This is a genomic window from Dyadobacter sp. HNCC25DJ187 (assembly GCF_056895255.1).
Map to the genome: position 1 here is coordinate 1,207,358 of NZ_JBXHAT010000002.1, position 16,378 is coordinate 1,223,735.

Sequence of the window (16,378 nt, forward strand, 5' to 3'; positions counted from 1 at the left end):
TCATACACAAAATGAAAAGGGATTAGCCACCGGTCAATCCCTTTTTTCTATATTAGCATAATCACTACTTGTGCCTCACAACCTCATATGCAGTCCTTTTTAAAGCTTTTGCAAATTCTCCCGAAACTTGCTCAGGCCGAAATTTCAGTTTTTCCGGATTTTCGTTAAAGAGCACTGAATACCACACCAGTCCTCCGAGATAACATCCCGCCTCATTGGCATGGTTTGCATCAAAATCCAGTTTTTTACTATTGTTGTATTTGTAGCCTACGTGAAGGGAATTTTTCTGTTCCGGAAGATCAGGATAAATCGCGCTTGCTATATCAAATTTCGAGTCAGCTATATAGGCTGTTGCGGGATTGGAATTTACTTGCCAGAAAGCATCGCCTACGGGAAAAAGTCCTATACCCAATTCCGTCGCAATTTTGTGATACGCAACCCTGGACTTTCCCCACATCTCCTTTGCATCAGAGGCAAATTGATTGTCGGATACCTGGGTAAATTTTTTAGCATCTACGCGGTAAGCCCATGTTTGCTGCATGATAATCTTCGCGTCAGGCTGTATAGATTTTACAAGATCAACCAATCTCTTTGCATAAGGCATATAAGTAGTAGAATCACCCGAGTTCATCGAGTTCTGCTGGATGGTAACTACATCCCATTTTCCAGCAGACAGTAATTCCCTCAAAGATTTACCATTGTACGCCTTGCCTTTGGGATCATCCGGGTTCTTTTCTGCAGCCTCGGCAATGTCCCAATGGCGCTGCAGCGAACAACCTCCAAGTTCCGCACGTCCTATTTTCAGTGAATGTCCACCCTCTTCCGCCAGCTTAGAGAGGTATCTGGTAGCATTTTGTGAAAAGCTGTTACCAATCAAAAATAGTCTGAGTGAATCTCCCTTCGTTGCCATAGATCTGGCTTCTCCCGATTTAAATAATACCAGAACAAATAGTAAAAGAAGGCTGATTATCGTTTTTTTCATTTTTAATTCTTACAGGTTTAGTATAAATTCATTTTAGGCTTAATACATAAAGCATTCAAAATACAATTCTACGGTTCATGAAAGGTAAATGAAAATCATTTAGTACAATTACAGCCTATACATCACAATGCCATGGAAATAAGAAAACATCAGGAAAGTGACCGGCCAGCCATTATGAAGATTATGCAGCTTAATACGCCGGAGTATTTTTCACCAAATGAAGAAAAGGACCTCATTTACTATCTGGATAAACACGCCGAAAATTACTTTGTTGCAGAAGAAGATGGCGTTATTCTGGGCTGCGCCGGATTCAATATTTCCCAGGATGGTCGCATCGGAGCATTATCGTGGGACTTCGTGCATCCTTCTGCGCAGGGAAAAGGTATTGGCTCTGCCCTCACTCTTTATCGGTTAAACGAAATAAGAAAAATCTCAACAGTAAAGATTTTTTCGGTCAGGACTTCCCAACTAGCCTATTCCTTTTATGAGAAATTTGGGCTTGTAATTAAGGAAGTTGTGAAGGACTACTGGGATACAGGTTACGATTTGTATCACATGGAAGTGGATATCAACCTTGCCGGCCGCAACAAAAGTATCTCGTAAAACAAAAGCCGGGAATCTGTCGAAACCCGGCCTGTATATTCCAATGAGGACTACTTTACTTCTTCGTAATCTACGTATTCTCCTCCCTGAAATCGGGAATTGCTAATATCCGGTGGTACATTATCGACACGTACACCTGTTTGTTTCGCACGTTGTTGCTGTGCCTTATATTGTCTCTCCTGCTCCTTTACCAGTTTACGACCTACCAATAGGTGAAATATAAATCTTCTAAAAACTGGGACGAAAGCCAGCAGAAGCATAAATACAAAAAGAATATTCAGTATAATTTTCATCTTTCAATGGTTTATTCCTTTTTCTATAACGTAAACCTCGCACTAAATAGCACACGAATATAAGCAAATCCTGTTGAAAGACCCAATTCGGAGTTGAACGGATAAAATCCGTGTTTCAACGAATACATTGCTAAACTTCAACCGTATTTTTCGCCTCTTTGTCTGCCACCTGCGCTATCGCTTTCGGTCGTAAAATTAACCTGAGTGATTGATCATACGTTACGTAACTCCATATCCAGTTGATAAGCGTCAGTACTCTGTTTTTAACACCAACGATAGACATCAGGTGAACAAACATCCACGTGAGCCACGCAAAGAAGCCCTGAAATTTCCAAAACGGAAGATCCACTACTGCACGATTTCGACCTACTGTTGCCATCGACCCAAGATCTTTATATTCAAACGGAACTGCCTTCTTACCATCCAGCACCCTCCAGACATTTCGCGCTAAAGCTTTCCCTTGCTGCATAGCAGGCTGCGCCAATTGAGGATGACCATTTTCCCACTTTCCTTCAACCATTGATGCAACATCTCCCATTGCGAAGATATTATCATACCCTTCAACCCTATTGTAGCGATCTACCTTTATTCTCCCTCCACGTACAATCACCTCAGGATTCAGACCATTCAGAGGACTGGCTTTGATACCTGCTGCCCAAACGAGATTGTCAGCCCGCAGTTTCAGTCCCTGCTTGGTAACAACATGCTTTCCGTCAAAACCGGTAACTACCTGACCTGTATGTACGACTACACCCATGTCTTCCAGATACTTTTTCGACTTTTCGGAAGACTCTTTCGACATGGCCCCAAGCAACTTATCGGCACCTTCAAGCAAGTGAATCTGCATTCTTGAAAAGTCAATTTCCGGATAATCCTTTGGAAGAATAAAGGAACGCATCTCAGCAAGTGTTCCGGAGAGTTCCACACCAGTCGGACCACCACCTACGACCACTACACTCATCAATCCCTCGCGTTCGTCGTCCGTGATGGCACAGAGGGCATCCTCAAAGTTCTGTAGAATGCGATTCCGCAATCCAATCGCCTCAGATACCGTTTTCATGGGGATAGCTCTCTCTTCAATTTCCTTCATGCCGAAGTAATTCGTAACAGCTCCCGTGGCTATCACCAGATAGTCATAGGTTATTTCTCCCAATTCGGTATCTATAGATTGGCGATCCGCATTAATTTTCAGTACTTCTGTAATGCGGATATGTACATTCTTTTTCGATTGAAATACTTTTCGTAGCGGAAAAGATATCGCACTTGCTTCTAAGCCCGCCATAGCCACCTGATAGAAAAGCGGCTGAAACTGATGAAAGTTATTTCTATCTATTAAAACAATCTGTAAGTCGTCTCTCTTGGCAATTTCACGTGCAAGTGCCAGGCCACCAAAGCCTGCACCTACAATCACCACTCTTTTAAAATTAGTATCTGGAATATTAGGTAACATATATCTATAGGTTATTTCCAATCGGGCCGGTTAAAATAACCATACCCGAATTATATGACCGCATTTGCACTCTCGATAATACGCTCATAGTAAGACTCATAATGTGGCAAAATACGGGCAACATCAAATTCTTTCGCTCTTGCCAGCGCATTCGCCTTAAATGTAGGCAGGTTGTCGTCATGCAAAATATAAGCTGCATTCTTCACCATGTCGTCAACGTCTCCTACATCACTTAAGAATCCGGTCACTCCGGATAGATTTAATTCCGGAAGTCCACCGGCATTGGAAGTAATTAAGGGCACCTCGCATGCCAGTGCTTCCAGTGCTGCCAGTCCAAAACTTTCCGACTCAGATGGCATCAGAAATAAATCCGCTACAGACAAAACTTCCTCAATGGCATCAAGCTTACCAAGGAAGCGGACATCTGAAAGCATATCCAGATCCTTACAGAGACGTTCTATACGCGCCCTATCCGGACCATCACCGACCAATAACAACTTACTTGGCAGCAGATTTCTCAGCTTATTGAATATCATAATCACATCGTCAATACGCTTCACTTTACGGAAATTAGATGTATGTACGATGAGCTTTTCGTTATTAGGACAGATAGCCAGCTTAAAGTGTTCTTTCTTCTGACGATTAAAACGACTCAGATCAATAAAATTAGGAATGACCTCAATATCCTTTGTTACATTAAAATGCTTATAAGTATCTTTTTTCAAAGAATCTGAAACAGCTGTAATACCGTCTGACTGATTAATACTGAAAGTGACCACAGGTTCGTAAGATTCGTCTTTTCCTACAAGAGTAATGTCAGTACCATGCAAAGTTGTGATAACAGGGATATGTATACCCTGCTGGGCGAGAATCTGTTTTGCCAGATAAGCCGACGATGCATGTGGTATTGCGTAATGTACATGAAGAAGATCCAACTTAGCACTTTGCACAACATGTACCATGTGACTGGACAATGCAGACTCATAAGGTGGATATTGAAAAAGTGGGTACGTAGGTATATTTACTTCGTGATAATATACGTTTTCGTTAAAGAAATCCAGCCTTTGAGGCTGAGAATAGGTAATAAAGTGAACCTGATGACCTACTTTGGCGAGCGCTTTACCAAGTTCGGTAGCCACCACACCGCTGCCTCCGAAAGTAGGATAACATACAATTCCAATTTTCATAAATTTTGTTCTAATCGTGGTGATATGTTTGGAAAAACGGAGATATCTCCTTTAAGTTTCCCTTGATGACAAATCACTAACACAAAATAAATCCAATTTATCCCAAACGGAATGAGAAAGATTCTAATAATTGTCAATACTGCGGTAAAATGAATAATTTTACCCTCTCAATCATATTTCACAAAGAATTATAATGAATGCGTCTGCACGCTCAAAGGTAACCATTCGTGATTTTGTTGCTGGAAGCGTACGACTTGTTCGTATGACAAACCTGGTTATATTGGCGTTAACGCAATATTTCACCAGAATTCTTTTGATTGGGCCCAGCAGCGAATGGAAGCAGATCATTTCCGATCCCAAAATGTTTGTGCTGTCTCTCTCCACAGTCTGCATTGCCGCAGCCGGATATATTATCAACGATTACTTCGATATCAAGATAGACATCGTCAACAAACCAGAGCGCGTTGTTGTCGGTCGCTATCTTAAAAGACGCTGGGCCATGGGTGCTCATCAGGTGCTCAATGTACTGGGAGCCATACTTGGCCTGCTTGTAAGTCCCTGGATATTTTTGGTTAACGTTTTTTCGATTACGCTCCTCTGGTTCTATTCGGAAAGATTTAAACGAAAGGCGTTTATAGGGAATTTTATTGTATCGCTGCTCACCGGCTTGTCATTATTGATTCTTACTGTTCAGTTTCCTGCCAATCGGCACCTGGTTTTCATCTATGCCGTTTTCTCCTTCTTTATTTCTTTGATCAGGGAGATAGTGAAGGATATGGAAGATATCAAAGGAGATGCGGCACATGGCTGCCGTACACTTCCGATCGTATGGGGTATACCCAGAACCCGCACTTTTCTGTACACGGTCATCTTCCTGTTTGTCTTCACATTGTTTCTAATGGCGAAGGTGCTTGATAATCCTGTATTGATCTGGCTGTTTCTACTGCTATTAATTCCGATTGCCTATATGGTGTTCAAATTAGGCCGTTCGGATACAAAAAGAGAATTTAAAGAAATCAGCAACCTATGTAAAATCATCATGCTGTTAGGCTTGCTCACCATGCTTTGGGCGTAATCGAGTTGCCGTTCGCTCAATAGTTGACAGGATTAGTATTCCGCAAAATTTCAACTCCTATCTTTATAATCCACTGGTACTTAAACACGCTTAAAAATGAAAAAAAATATACTATTTATATCACTGCTGATCATGACGATTGTGCGCTTTGCAAATGCGCAGGACTGCATGGGTTTTAATCTGAAAGCCGGGAGTGGATTTGAAATGGAGAATTTCGATGGCAAAGGAAAGGCCGCAGGTAAACTTATTTATAAAGTTGCCGATGTAAGTAATGAAGGAGGTTTTGTTGTATATACAATTGATTTCGAATCCCTCAGCACAAAAGGGAAATCTGAGATTAAGAATACATATAAAATGCGTTGTAAGGGGAATGTACTTTCTCTGGACACCAAATCACTGGTCAGTCAGGAACAAATGAAACCTCTTGAAAATTTTGAAATGAAATTCACTTCAGATGATATAGAATATCCGGCCAAATTAAAAGCAGGCGAAAAACTAAAAAATGCGACCCTTAAAGGGGAAGGCGCTTCAGGCCCGTTAACAATGACGATGAATATGCTGATCAGCAATCGCGTTGTGGGAGATCAGGAAAAGCTGACTATACCAGCGGGAACATTCGACGTCCATCAAGTTTCATCGGATATGCTGATGGAAACCCAAATGGGAATAAAGATAAAAATCGATATGCATACCGTTTCCTACCGCGCCGACGGCGTGCTTTGGGACTTAAAAACCGAAACGTATCGCAAAGGGAAATTAATAGCATCTTCCGTTCTCACAAAGATTTATTAAAAGCCTATTACCCTCAACAAAACGGCTTTCGGTGAATCGGGAGCCGTTCTTTTTTATAGCTTTGCCAGATGCTTTCTTTCCTGAAACATCTTTGTTCCAATTATTCGCTTACTATCAATGAAACGTATTGCCATTTTCGCTTCCGGCTCAGGCTCCAATGCCGAAAAAATATCAACCTATTTCTCAGACCGGACCGATGTGGAGGTTACATTCATTTTAACAAATAATCCCCAGGCAGGTGTTATCGCCCGTGCTCGAAAACTGCATGTTCCGGTGCTGATTTTTGACAGGACAACATTCTACGAATCAGAACGTATTTTGGAAATACTTAAGAATAACAATATCGATCTGATTGTTCTGGCCGGATTTATGATGCTGATCCCCACTTACCTGGTGAATGGTTTCGAGCATAAAATGATTAATATTCACCCGGCACTTCTTCCAAAATATGGTGGTAAAGGTATGTATGGGCATTTTGTACATGAAGCAGTGGTCGCAGCCAAAGAGGTCGAATCAGGAATCACTATTCACTTTGTCAATGAGCATTACGACGAAGGCAACATTATATTCCAGGCCAAATGTGAGGTACTTACCTCCGACTCTCCTGACGACGTGGCAGCAAAAATACAGGCTTTGGAACACACACACTTTCCAAAGGTTGTGGATGAACTACTATCTCAGGACTGAGCTACCATAGTGATATGATCAATTTTATACTGGCCGTATTATTTACCGTTGCCTTATACCTGATTATGAGGGCTTACCCTCAATATAAGATCAACTCTTTTCACGCCATTGTATTCAACTATTATTCCTGTGTAGCAACAGGATTACTGCTCACACCGGATATCGGCGTTTTTAGTCAGGTATCGGCCACCTCACCAGGAACATTACTTACTCTCGCACTTGGAACTATGTTTGTGATCGCCTTTATGTTGATAGGACTAACGGCACAAAAGGTCAGTGTAACAGCAGCTTCTCTGGCAGGAAATATGTCTCTGGTTATACCTGTATTGTTCGGATTATTCATATTTAAGAATAACAATAAAGAATTTACTGCACTTAACTACGCAGGGCTTCTGATCGCGCTCATTGCACTGGCACTGGGAGCCATGCAAGTATCTGATAAAAAGACAACAGTAGCAGCTCAAAATAACTCAGAAAGTTATCTTTTATGGCTTTTGCCAGTACTCACCTTTTTGGGAAGCGGAACCAATAATACACTGATTAATTATGTATCCGCCACCTATTATCTTCCCGGCCAATCAACAGTTTTCATGATCATTGCCTGCGTAGGTGCAGCCGTGGTCGGAACAGCTTTACTACTTTATAAAATACTGGTTCATAAAGAAAATCTTACTTTACGAAGCGTTGCAGGCGGACTCCTCCTAGGTATACCTAATTTTCTCTCTCTGTATTTTTTACTGAAAGCACTTGCTGCATTTGGCAATAGTGCAGCCTACGTTTTCCCGGTTTATAATATTCTTACAATGCTGGTTTCTTCTTTTGCAGCATGGATTTTCTATAAAGAGCGACTTAATATTTATAATAAGGTAGGATTGCTTCTTGCAGTAGTTGCCATAGCGCTCATCTCTTATCAGGAACTGGGATTGTAATTACCCGGTTACCCATACAGCATTAATTACCAGAAATGACAAATACAGCTTCATTATTACGCATAGGGAAATCTACCTCAGATCTCAACAAACGTCAAAAAGAGTTCAACCTGCTTTGTGAAAGAATAGAAAAACTTGACGTGCAGATTCCAGAACTGGAAAATGCGCGGGAAGAAATTATTCGCCGTATTCCTCTTGACCTGAATCCTTTGGTGATGGAATATCAGGGCATACGTGCTGAGATCATACACTTGATGGATCGTACCTACGAGGCAGACATTTACCGGAAAATATATCTGACCAAGTTGTCTTATCTTATTACAGAAGGTGCTTTTGACCTGATTGCGAACTATGGCTTCGATGAGCTTAAGACGGTTTACAACAAATATGCTGAGATTGATATTGAAAAAGCATTGTCTCTTGCCAGTCAGCTACCGGAAAAAGTAACGGATCCTGCTTTCTTGCTGGAAGAAGACAATCCCGTTGCGGTCGAATTCCCCGAGAATTTTTATGAATGGGACGATGCAGATCAGCAGCGATATAAGGAAGAAAGAAGGGCTGGTAAGATCCAGGAACGTATTCAAAAGGCTAAACAGCAGCTTGATCAGCAGAAAACGACTAAATCCGTGAGAACGGTGTATATGGATCTGGTGAAAGCCTTCCATCCTGACCGGGAAATGGATGAAGCCGAAAAGGTCCGTAAAACTGAAATTATGCAGCGCGTTACTGTCGCTTACCAGCAAAATGATCTGATGGCTTTACTTAAACTGCAAATCGAATTCGATCAGATCGGTGAAGATCACCTCGAAAAACTAACCAAAAACCAGCTTAACTACTATAACAAAGTACTGTCTTTACAAATTGCTGATCTGGAAGCAAAAAAAGAAGTGGTGCAGAAAGAAATCTCAGCACTTTGCGGGCTGCCCTATCAGCATATTAATTCCTACATCACAGCCGTTGTTAAATTCAATTCCAACGTGAATGAAATGAAGTCGGAGATAAAAAATATCAGGCTGGTCTTTAAACAGTGGAAAACTCCATCAGTATTAAAAGCATATCTAAAAACCTATCAGATTCCCAATGAAGTGCATTTGGATGATGATGAAGATTAATTATTACCTATATTGAAAACAAAAAGATAAATTCTTCAATATGACTGAACCAGCCAGCAATATCCGTCCGCAAATTGGAATTTTCGATCTCGGAATGATTGTCGTAAGCCTGGTAATTGGAATAGGTATTTTCCGTACACCATCCATTGTAGCAAGGCAGGCGGCAAGCGAAGATATTTTTTTTCTTGCCTGGGCGGCAGGTGGTGTGGTAAGTCTGATTGGTGCCTTGGTGTTTGCAGAAATTGGTTCTCGCCATCACTTTCCGGGTGGTTTTTATAAACTGATATCGACCGCGTTTCACCCGGTGTATTCTTTCATGATCAATTGGGTTATTGTTCTTACCTATGGTGCAGGAATGGCAGGCGTAGCACTGATCGGGTCAGAATATATTAATCCACTACTACCAGATTCCCTTCATACAAGAATTGGAATACAGTCAACAGCCGTGATTACACTCCTACTCTTTTATATTGTAAATATGCTTGGTATTAAATCCGGCTCACGAATACAAAATCTTTTGAGCTCATTAAAAATTGTGATGATGCTGGTTTTGTGTACCGGAGTATTTTTTGCCACCCATGAAGCGTCAGAGAAAATTGCGGCACCAGTCCAATCCGGCAGCTGGCTCGCAGCTTTTGGAGCAAGTCTTATCGCTGTTTTCTATACATTCGGAGGTTATCAGCAGACACTTAATTTTGGTGCTGATATTAAAAATCCTGTCAAAAACACACCCAGGGGCATTCTACTAGGTATGTTTCTGATCATAGCATTGTACCTGTCTATCAACTATGCCTACTACAGTGTGTTAGGTTTTGAAGGCTTAAAGTCATCCAATCTGATCGCCGCAGACACAGCAAAGGCACTGTTCGGACCATGGGGAGAAGTATTCTTTTCAGTCGCTATATTTCTTTCGGTGCTGGGTTTCATCAATGCTACCATGTTATCACTTCCGCGGGTGTATTATGCTATGGCAGATGATCGCATATTACCTGGAATTTTCAAAAAAGTTAATTCAAAAACACAGGTTCAGGAATTTGCGCTTACATTTCTCATCGTAACCACTCTGCTTTCATTGCTGATGCTGGATACTTTCGAGCAGATTGTTAATTATGTGATGTCGGTTGACAGCATCGCTCTTGCCAGTTCTGCAGCCTGTATTTTTGTATTCAGAAGAAAAGCAGGCAATCCGGACCTTCATACAGGTTTCAAAATGAAGGGTTATCCATGGCTTCCGGCATTCTTCGTTCTCTTTCTTTGTGTGATCGCCGTGAATGTGATCGTCACAGATCCATCATCTGCCATTGTTGGCTGGGGATTGTTTCTCGGTGGCGCGCCCCTTTATTTCCTTCTTCAAAAGCTGGGTAGCCGCACATAATCTCATAGCAAATTGGTACATTTCCCTCTAATTTGTAGATATCATGCCACATATCTTTGACCATATCCCATTGTTTATAAATTGCAATGATCCCATATCGGCCTGATCAATAGCATATTGCATTTTTCGAGCTATATCGACTGGTGTGGTATAGAAATTGATGTTTTTGCTCATGTAATATTTAACCTGAACTACATGAAAAATTGCATTATTCTTTTACTGGCGGTTACATTTTCCATCTTCCGTGCGGAAGCACAGGAGAATGTATCCATCGGTCCTATTGCCGGAGTTTCTCTTGCGAATTTCCGCGGTAACACCAGCGCCATCGGTACAGATACCGACTGGAAGCCAGGTTTAACCATTGGTGGTTTCTACAATTACAGCTCCAAAAGCGGATTTGGCTTTACGGGACAGTTATTATTCACACAGATGGGTGCTCAAGTCTTTAATAAGACGAATGAGATTAATCTGAGCTACATTCAGGTTCCGTTATTCGCCACATTCTTTTTTGGTAAATATGGCGCACCGGTTCGTCCGAAACTATTTTTAGGGCCTTCTTTAAACTTTCTTGTAGGAGCTCATGATAAAGACAAGAACCGTCTGAATCCTGAGTCTGGCCCAAGAGTGTACAACCCATTTGATTTGGGAGTTACTTTCGGTGCTGGTGTAAACATTAAGCTTGTTGAAAAAATCTGGCTAAATCTTGATGCACGTTACGGACTCGGCCTACTTGATGTATCCGCAGACAATAACAGAATGACCAATCAAAACTGGGGATTCAATGCAGGTGTCAGTTTTCCACTTGGTACATACAATAAAAATACGGGACGTCTACGTACCAGATAAGATCAATTTCATACACTATAAAGAATACACTTCATACACTATAAACACTTCATGCACTATAAAAACAGAGGATGTCTTCAGGCATCCTCTTTCTACTTTTTGAGGTTCTGCAACACTTTGAATTCCTTGCTAACAAAGATTCGAGTACCTTTGTACTTTATTATTATTCTATAGGTATGACTTTCGAAGAACTGAATCTAACCAAACCCCTCTTAAAAGCACTCTCTGATTTAGGATATACAACGCCAACAACCATTCAGGAAAAGGTATTTTCTGTGATGATGTCCGGTAAGGATGTCTGTGGAATTGCCCAGACAGGGACTGGAAAAACATTTGCCTATTTACTTCCATCTCTCCGCCAACTTAGCTTCTCGAAGGACCGGCTGCCGCAGTTGCTCATCATCGTTCCTACCCGTGAACTTGTTGTTCAGGTAGTGGAAGAAGTAAGAAAGTTAAGTGCATATATGACTTTACAGGCGGTTGGCGTATATGGTGGTGGTAACATTAAAGTACAAATGGCCGAACTGAAACAGGGTGCTGACATCGTAGTGGCAACTCCCGGCAGACTGGTTGATCTGGCCATGAATGGATCGCTCAAAACCAAGGCAATTAAAAAATTAGTGATTGATGAAGTGGACGAAATGCTGAACCTCGGCTTTCGGACACAGCTCAAAAATATTCTTGATCTACTACCTCAGAAACGTCAGAACCTTCTTTTTTCTGCTACCATTACACAAGAGGTGGAGCAACTGATGCATTCCTACTTCAACAACCCTGTGCGTATAGAGGCAGCGCCCGTAGGCACACCGTTGGATAATATTGAACAGTCGTCCTATAAAGTTCCGAACTTCTATACTAAGGTAAACCTGTTGGATTCCCTTTTGGAAAAAGATCCGGAAATGAGTAAAGTGCTCATCTTTGTGGCTACTAAAAAACTGGCCGATCAGCTATTTAACCAGTTAGAACTGGGACACCTCAATAAGATTGGCGTCATACATTCCAATAAAGATCAAAATCACCGTTTTAACTCTGTGAATCAATTTCATGAAGGCAATTATCGGCTTTTAATCGCAACGGATATTATAGCCCGCGGACTTGATGTGGCTGAAGTATCCCATGTCATCAATTTTGATATACCCGAAATTCCTGAAAATTATATACACAGAATAGGGAGAACAGGCCGTGCCGATAAAAAAGGAAAAGCAATTTCTTTTGTTACAGAAAAAGAAGAGGAATTCCGTGAGGTGATTGAGGAATTAATGCAGTATGAAATTCCCGTGTTACCTCTTCCTGAAGATCTCAAAATTTCGGAAATATTGACTCCTGATGAAGAGCCAAAGATTTTCATGAAAAACATTGACCTGACACCTCAAAAGAGAGAAAGTACGGGTCCGGCCTTCCATGAAAAAATTGCCAAAAACCTAAAGGTTAATGTTCGAAGAGACCACGCAGCGGAAAAAATGATGAAATACGGCCGTCCCATCAAGCGCTCAGGCCAAAAACCAAAAAAATGATCGGTGATGTTCATTAACTGTTGGTTGTTAATGGTTAACGCATTAACAACTAACAATTGATAATCAATCAGTCTTAACTCACTTTCTGTTCATCATATTTTCTTCCAGCATTTTGAAGAACTTTTCGCGATAAGTTTCGCCAAGAGGAATATGAATATTTTTACCTAAAAATATTTGATTTCCTTCAATGTATTCTACCTTATTGAACGCAACGATATAGGAGCGATGCACACGCATAAAATACAAATCTGAAAGGTATTCCTCTACCTCCTTCATGGTCGAAAGTGTAACCAATCGGCCGGTCTCTGTAAATATACTGACATAATTTCCCAGCCCTTCAATATAGAGAATATCCTGAAAACGTACTTTCATGATTTTGCTGTCAACCTTCACAAACACGTGATCAGATGCTTGCTGAGGCGTGTTCACTGCCACAGGTGTGTGATCTAAAGCAGCCGCTGGAAATGTTTTTTGCTCAACTATATCCTGCACCTTTCTGACCGCGTGCAAAAAGCGATCGAACGGAACAGGTTTAAGCAGATAATCAACAACATCCAGATTATAACCATCCAATGCATATTGGCTATAGGCTGTCGTCAAAATTACCTTTGCCTTCCCTCTTAATAATTTAATCCAGTCCAAACCTGAGATTTCGGGCATGTGAATGTCAAGAAACACAATATCAATTTGTTCCCGGTTAATCAGGTCAAGTGCCGCGATTGGATCGGTATAAGCTCCTGCCAATTCAAGAAAGGGAGTTTTTGAAATATAATTCGTTAGTACATGGAGCGCAGCTTGCTCGTCATCAACAATAAGGCAACGTAGGTTCATATTATTATTGTAAAATAAGTATCTAAATCTGTCCGGTTACAGTTCAACAGTCAGTTCAGTTGTATAAAATTCCTCTTCGTCTGAGATAGTAAGGTTATGTTTTTGCGGATAACCCAATGCTAACCGGCGGCTGATGTTTTCCAGGCCAATTCCGGTTGAATCTTCCTTAGGACCTCTCCTCTTCCTGTTTCGCACAAAAAATGTTAGTTTTTGCGAATCTACTTTGAGGTGAATCTGTAACGGGTAGTTTGTCTGATGCAACTCTCCATACTTGAAAGCATTTTCTACAAAGGTGATCAACAATAAGGGCATAATACGCCGAATGACAACTTGTCCCTCTATGACGAAGTCGATCTGTAACTGGTTCGAAAACCGCAACTGGTTAAACTCAATGAAATTTCGTAAATGCTCTACCTCACCTGCCAGAGAAACTTTCGCTTCCTCGCTATTTTCCTGCAGGCCATAACGCATCATTTTAGATAAAAGCATAGTAGCGCGAGCCAAGTCCTCAGACAAAGGAAGCGATTGTGAGTAAAGGAAATTGAGGCTATTGAATAAAAAATGAGGGTTGATCTGGTATTTCAAAGATTGGAGGCGTGCATCTACAACTTCCTTTTCCATTTCCTTTTGTCTAAGCTGTTCCTGCTGCCGTGTTTCGGCTATAGTAGTCAGCTGTTTCCGGTATCTGGTAATCGTACGATCATAACCATAAATAAAACTGGCCATCAGAATAATGAGCTCTTTGAAGGCTGTTGACGCCACAATCATACCGATTGCTTTGCCCATTATATAATACACATTATTCTTGTCTCCTACCTTGGCAACCTCTTTATACACATCCTTTCCATCCAATATTGGTGGCATCCCAAGCCCCTTCGTAATCAGCAAAAACCAGCACGCTTTTACAAAAAGTAGCATACCCCACCAGCAAAGCGTGACCAGCAACGCAAGAAGAATTTTGCTGTTTGCCAACAAATCGAAGCTCGTCTTAAGATTGATATAAAAGAAGAGAATAGATGGAACCATCATCAGCAGTGTCGTTTCCCAAACTACAGTTTTACCACTAACCAATACGGGGGAAAGTGTAAAAAACAGCCAGAAAATCCAGCCCATTGACAGGTACAGAACATGTACCCCTGATGTGTTCAAAGATTGCTTTTTCCACCAATGCGTGAAGCGCTTTCTCAGATGCTTTTTTCTATGCCAGGATACAAACAGCCAGCTTATACCTAAGAAATAAAGTGCGGTTACAATCGTGCCACTTAAAAGCTCTGCTTTAACCTTAGACGCGCTTACCTCTTTATAGGGCATTGACATTGAATTGTGCATTCCTTTAAAAGAAGCTATGTACTCCTCGTCAGAAACAGCGGCAATTCCGGACAAATAAGAGGTGCCGCAAAAAACAATGAATGTACCAACCAGCATGATCCAACTTTTCCAGGGAGACTTTCCTACTCTGAACTGGGGATACAACCAGAAATAAATCACTGCATAAAGTGCTAACGCATTTAATACGGTGAGAGGCAAACCGATATATAGCCATTTGGAATAGTACCCCGGATAATCCCAGGACGACAAAATCGCTAAAATAATGAATAAGCTCAAAAATAAAGCAGACTTGCCGTATCGACTTAAAAACCGTGTCATATCAAAAATTGGAGTCAGAAGAATAGGTTAAAAGTACGCTTGTTCCGACCGATAGTCTAAAAATAGTGATGAACCTGCTATCATTCATGACGAAGCTAGTCTACGCAGTAAAAATTGTCAAAATACCTTTGAAAATCAGGTTAATCCAGCCGCCTTTCCTATTCATCATGGCATATCCCGGATTGGTCAAAACAAATTTTGATCCCCGTTTTCATACGCCACCTTTGTCGGGTCATCAGTGAAGACATAATTTTTAAAAACATATAACAAAACAAAATGATGAAAACGACTATCAAATTTTTCGCAGCCCTATTTATAGTGTCTATCCTTTTTGGCTGTCAGTCAGAAGCAATCAACCCGGTAGCTCCACAAGGCATTCACGTAAATGTAACTCCAACGGAAAATTTTGAAAACGGCTCCGTTCAAGAACCGGAAAATACGCAACATGCCGAAAACGCAATCATGTAATTTTTTAAAAAATCATTAATCACATACAGCTACCATGATGTTAATCAGTATTCTTTTAATCAGCCTTTGTTTAATAGCTATCAGCAGAGCCAGCACAAATTTCCTTCATCTTCCCGAAAAATTCCGTAAAGGGTTGACGTTAGCAGGCCAATTCGGATTTGGTTTCGTGGTGGGATTTGCCTTGTATGCACATGGAAATGAAATAATTGAAGGCTTTTGGACAGGCTTTTCAGCAGGTAAAAATCAGATAACACAACATCCTTAACAAGGCTACAAATGAACACTATACCATTACAGCTGAAAAGGCTCAGTTGTATAGCTTCTTCCCTACAGCGATCTGGATACCACTAATGAGTATCTGGATATAATACCACATTTGCATTTCTATTGGCCATTATTTCTCGAAATAATCTCATTAACCCTACGAGACGAAAAAAATCTGAAATATTTTTTAGTCTTATCAATCTGAAAAACCTTTTCCGTCGTATATATGATATTAGTGTTGGTTCGTGTAATCACGTTACCAATATTTAATAGCATAGATTTGGAATGAAGATCATTTGAAAAAAATGAAAAGAAATTCTAGA

Annotated in this window: 17 protein-coding genes; 11 read left to right on the forward strand and 6 right to left on the reverse strand. The window is 40.9% G+C overall.

The window, feature by feature from the left end; all coding sequences use genetic code 11:
• Positions 1 to 64: 64 nt before the first annotated feature.
• A complete protein-coding gene (locus AC1XUE_RS16050; protein WP_483357000.1) occupies positions 65 to 982 on the reverse strand; it encodes a DUF4886 domain-containing protein in 918 nt (305 codons plus the stop codon).
• A gap of 132 nt (positions 983 to 1,114) precedes the next feature.
• On the opposite strand from AC1XUE_RS16050, the gene AC1XUE_RS16055 reads away from it, so the two are divergent.
• Positions 1,115 to 1,585 (forward strand): GNAT family N-acetyltransferase, encoded by a 471-nt coding sequence (locus AC1XUE_RS16055; RefSeq protein WP_483357001.1) that lies wholly within the window; start codon positions 1,115 to 1,117, stop codon positions 1,583 to 1,585.
• A gap of 50 nt (positions 1,586 to 1,635) precedes the next feature.
• On the opposite strand, the gene AC1XUE_RS16060 is transcribed toward AC1XUE_RS16055, so the two are convergent.
• From AC1XUE_RS16060 to bshA, 3 genes are all read right to left on the reverse strand, one after another.
• Positions 1,636 to 1,878 (reverse strand): DUF4834 domain-containing protein, encoded by a 243-nt coding sequence (locus AC1XUE_RS16060; RefSeq protein WP_483357002.1) that lies wholly within the window; start codon positions 1,876 to 1,878, stop codon positions 1,636 to 1,638.
• Between the two features lie 130 nt (positions 1,879 to 2,008).
• Positions 2,009 to 3,328, reverse strand: a complete 1,320-nt coding sequence (locus tag AC1XUE_RS16065; protein ID WP_483357003.1) for an NAD(P)/FAD-dependent oxidoreductase — start codon at positions 3,326 to 3,328, stop codon at positions 2,009 to 2,011.
• A 50-nt stretch (positions 3,329 to 3,378) separates the two neighbouring features.
• Positions 3,379 to 4,515 carry an N-acetyl-alpha-D-glucosaminyl L-malate synthase BshA gene (gene bshA, locus AC1XUE_RS16070; RefSeq protein WP_483357004.1) on the reverse strand — a complete coding sequence of 379 codons (1,137 nt, stop codon included), beginning with the start codon at positions 4,513 to 4,515 and terminating at the stop codon, positions 3,379 to 3,381.
• Positions 4,516 to 4,708: 193 nt separating this feature from the next.
• Between bshA and AC1XUE_RS16075 the strand changes: the two genes are divergently transcribed.
• The 8 genes from AC1XUE_RS16075 (at position 4,709) to AC1XUE_RS16110 (ending at position 12,845) form a co-directional block, all read left to right on the forward strand.
• Positions 4,709 to 5,590, forward strand: a complete 882-nt coding sequence (locus AC1XUE_RS16075; protein ID WP_483357005.1) for a geranylgeranylglycerol-phosphate geranylgeranyltransferase — start codon at positions 4,709 to 4,711, stop codon at positions 5,588 to 5,590.
• Positions 5,591 to 5,686: 96 nt separating this feature from the next.
• Complete coding sequence (locus AC1XUE_RS16080) at positions 5,687 to 6,382, forward strand: TapB family protein (protein WP_483357006.1); 696 nt, start codon at positions 5,687 to 5,689, stop codon at positions 6,380 to 6,382.
• Between the two features lie 117 nt (positions 6,383 to 6,499).
• Positions 6,500 to 7,069: a phosphoribosylglycinamide formyltransferase gene (gene purN, locus AC1XUE_RS16085; protein WP_483357007.1), complete on the forward strand. Its 570-nt coding sequence runs from the start codon at positions 6,500 to 6,502 to the stop codon at positions 7,067 to 7,069.
• A 14-nt stretch (positions 7,070 to 7,083) separates the two neighbouring features.
• Positions 7,084 to 7,998: a hypothetical protein gene (locus tag AC1XUE_RS16090; RefSeq protein WP_483357008.1), complete on the forward strand. Its 915-nt coding sequence runs from the start codon at positions 7,084 to 7,086 to the stop codon at positions 7,996 to 7,998.
• 35 nt (positions 7,999 to 8,033) lie between these two features.
• Positions 8,034 to 9,110, forward strand: coding sequence for a hypothetical protein (locus AC1XUE_RS16095; protein WP_483357009.1), 1,077 nt, complete (start codon positions 8,034 to 8,036; stop codon positions 9,108 to 9,110).
• 40 nt (positions 9,111 to 9,150) lie between these two features.
• A complete protein-coding gene (locus AC1XUE_RS16100) occupies positions 9,151 to 10,485 on the forward strand; it encodes an APC family permease (protein WP_483357010.1) in 1,335 nt (444 codons plus the stop codon).
• Between the two features lie 195 nt (positions 10,486 to 10,680).
• On the forward strand, positions 10,681 to 11,331 hold the full coding sequence (locus tag AC1XUE_RS16105; RefSeq protein WP_483357011.1) for a porin family protein: 651 nt from the start codon (positions 10,681 to 10,683) through the stop codon (positions 11,329 to 11,331).
• A gap of 176 nt (positions 11,332 to 11,507) precedes the next feature.
• Positions 11,508 to 12,845: a DEAD/DEAH box helicase gene (locus AC1XUE_RS16110; RefSeq protein ID WP_483358002.1), complete on the forward strand. Its 1,338-nt coding sequence runs from the start codon at positions 11,508 to 11,510 to the stop codon at positions 12,843 to 12,845.
• 78 nt (positions 12,846 to 12,923) lie between these two features.
• On the opposite strand, the gene AC1XUE_RS16115 is transcribed toward AC1XUE_RS16110, so the two are convergent.
• Complete coding sequence (locus AC1XUE_RS16115; RefSeq protein ID WP_483357012.1) at positions 12,924 to 13,676, reverse strand: LytR/AlgR family response regulator transcription factor; 753 nt, start codon at positions 13,674 to 13,676, stop codon at positions 12,924 to 12,926.
• A gap of 36 nt (positions 13,677 to 13,712) precedes the next feature.
• Positions 13,713 to 15,323, reverse strand: coding sequence for a sensor histidine kinase (locus tag AC1XUE_RS16120; protein ID WP_483357013.1), 1,611 nt, complete (start codon positions 15,321 to 15,323; stop codon positions 13,713 to 13,715).
• A gap of 276 nt (positions 15,324 to 15,599) precedes the next feature.
• Between AC1XUE_RS16120 and AC1XUE_RS16125 the strand changes: the two genes are divergently transcribed.
• Together AC1XUE_RS16125 and AC1XUE_RS16130 are read left to right on the forward strand one after the other, a co-directional pair.
• Positions 15,600 to 15,791 (forward strand): hypothetical protein, encoded by a 192-nt coding sequence (locus AC1XUE_RS16125; protein WP_483357014.1) that lies wholly within the window; start codon positions 15,600 to 15,602, stop codon positions 15,789 to 15,791.
• Positions 15,792 to 15,825: 34 nt separating this feature from the next.
• Entirely contained in the window at positions 15,826 to 16,056 is a 231-nt protein-coding gene (locus tag AC1XUE_RS16130; protein ID WP_483357015.1) for a hypothetical protein, read from the forward strand.
• Positions 16,057 to 16,378: the final 322 nt, after the last annotated feature.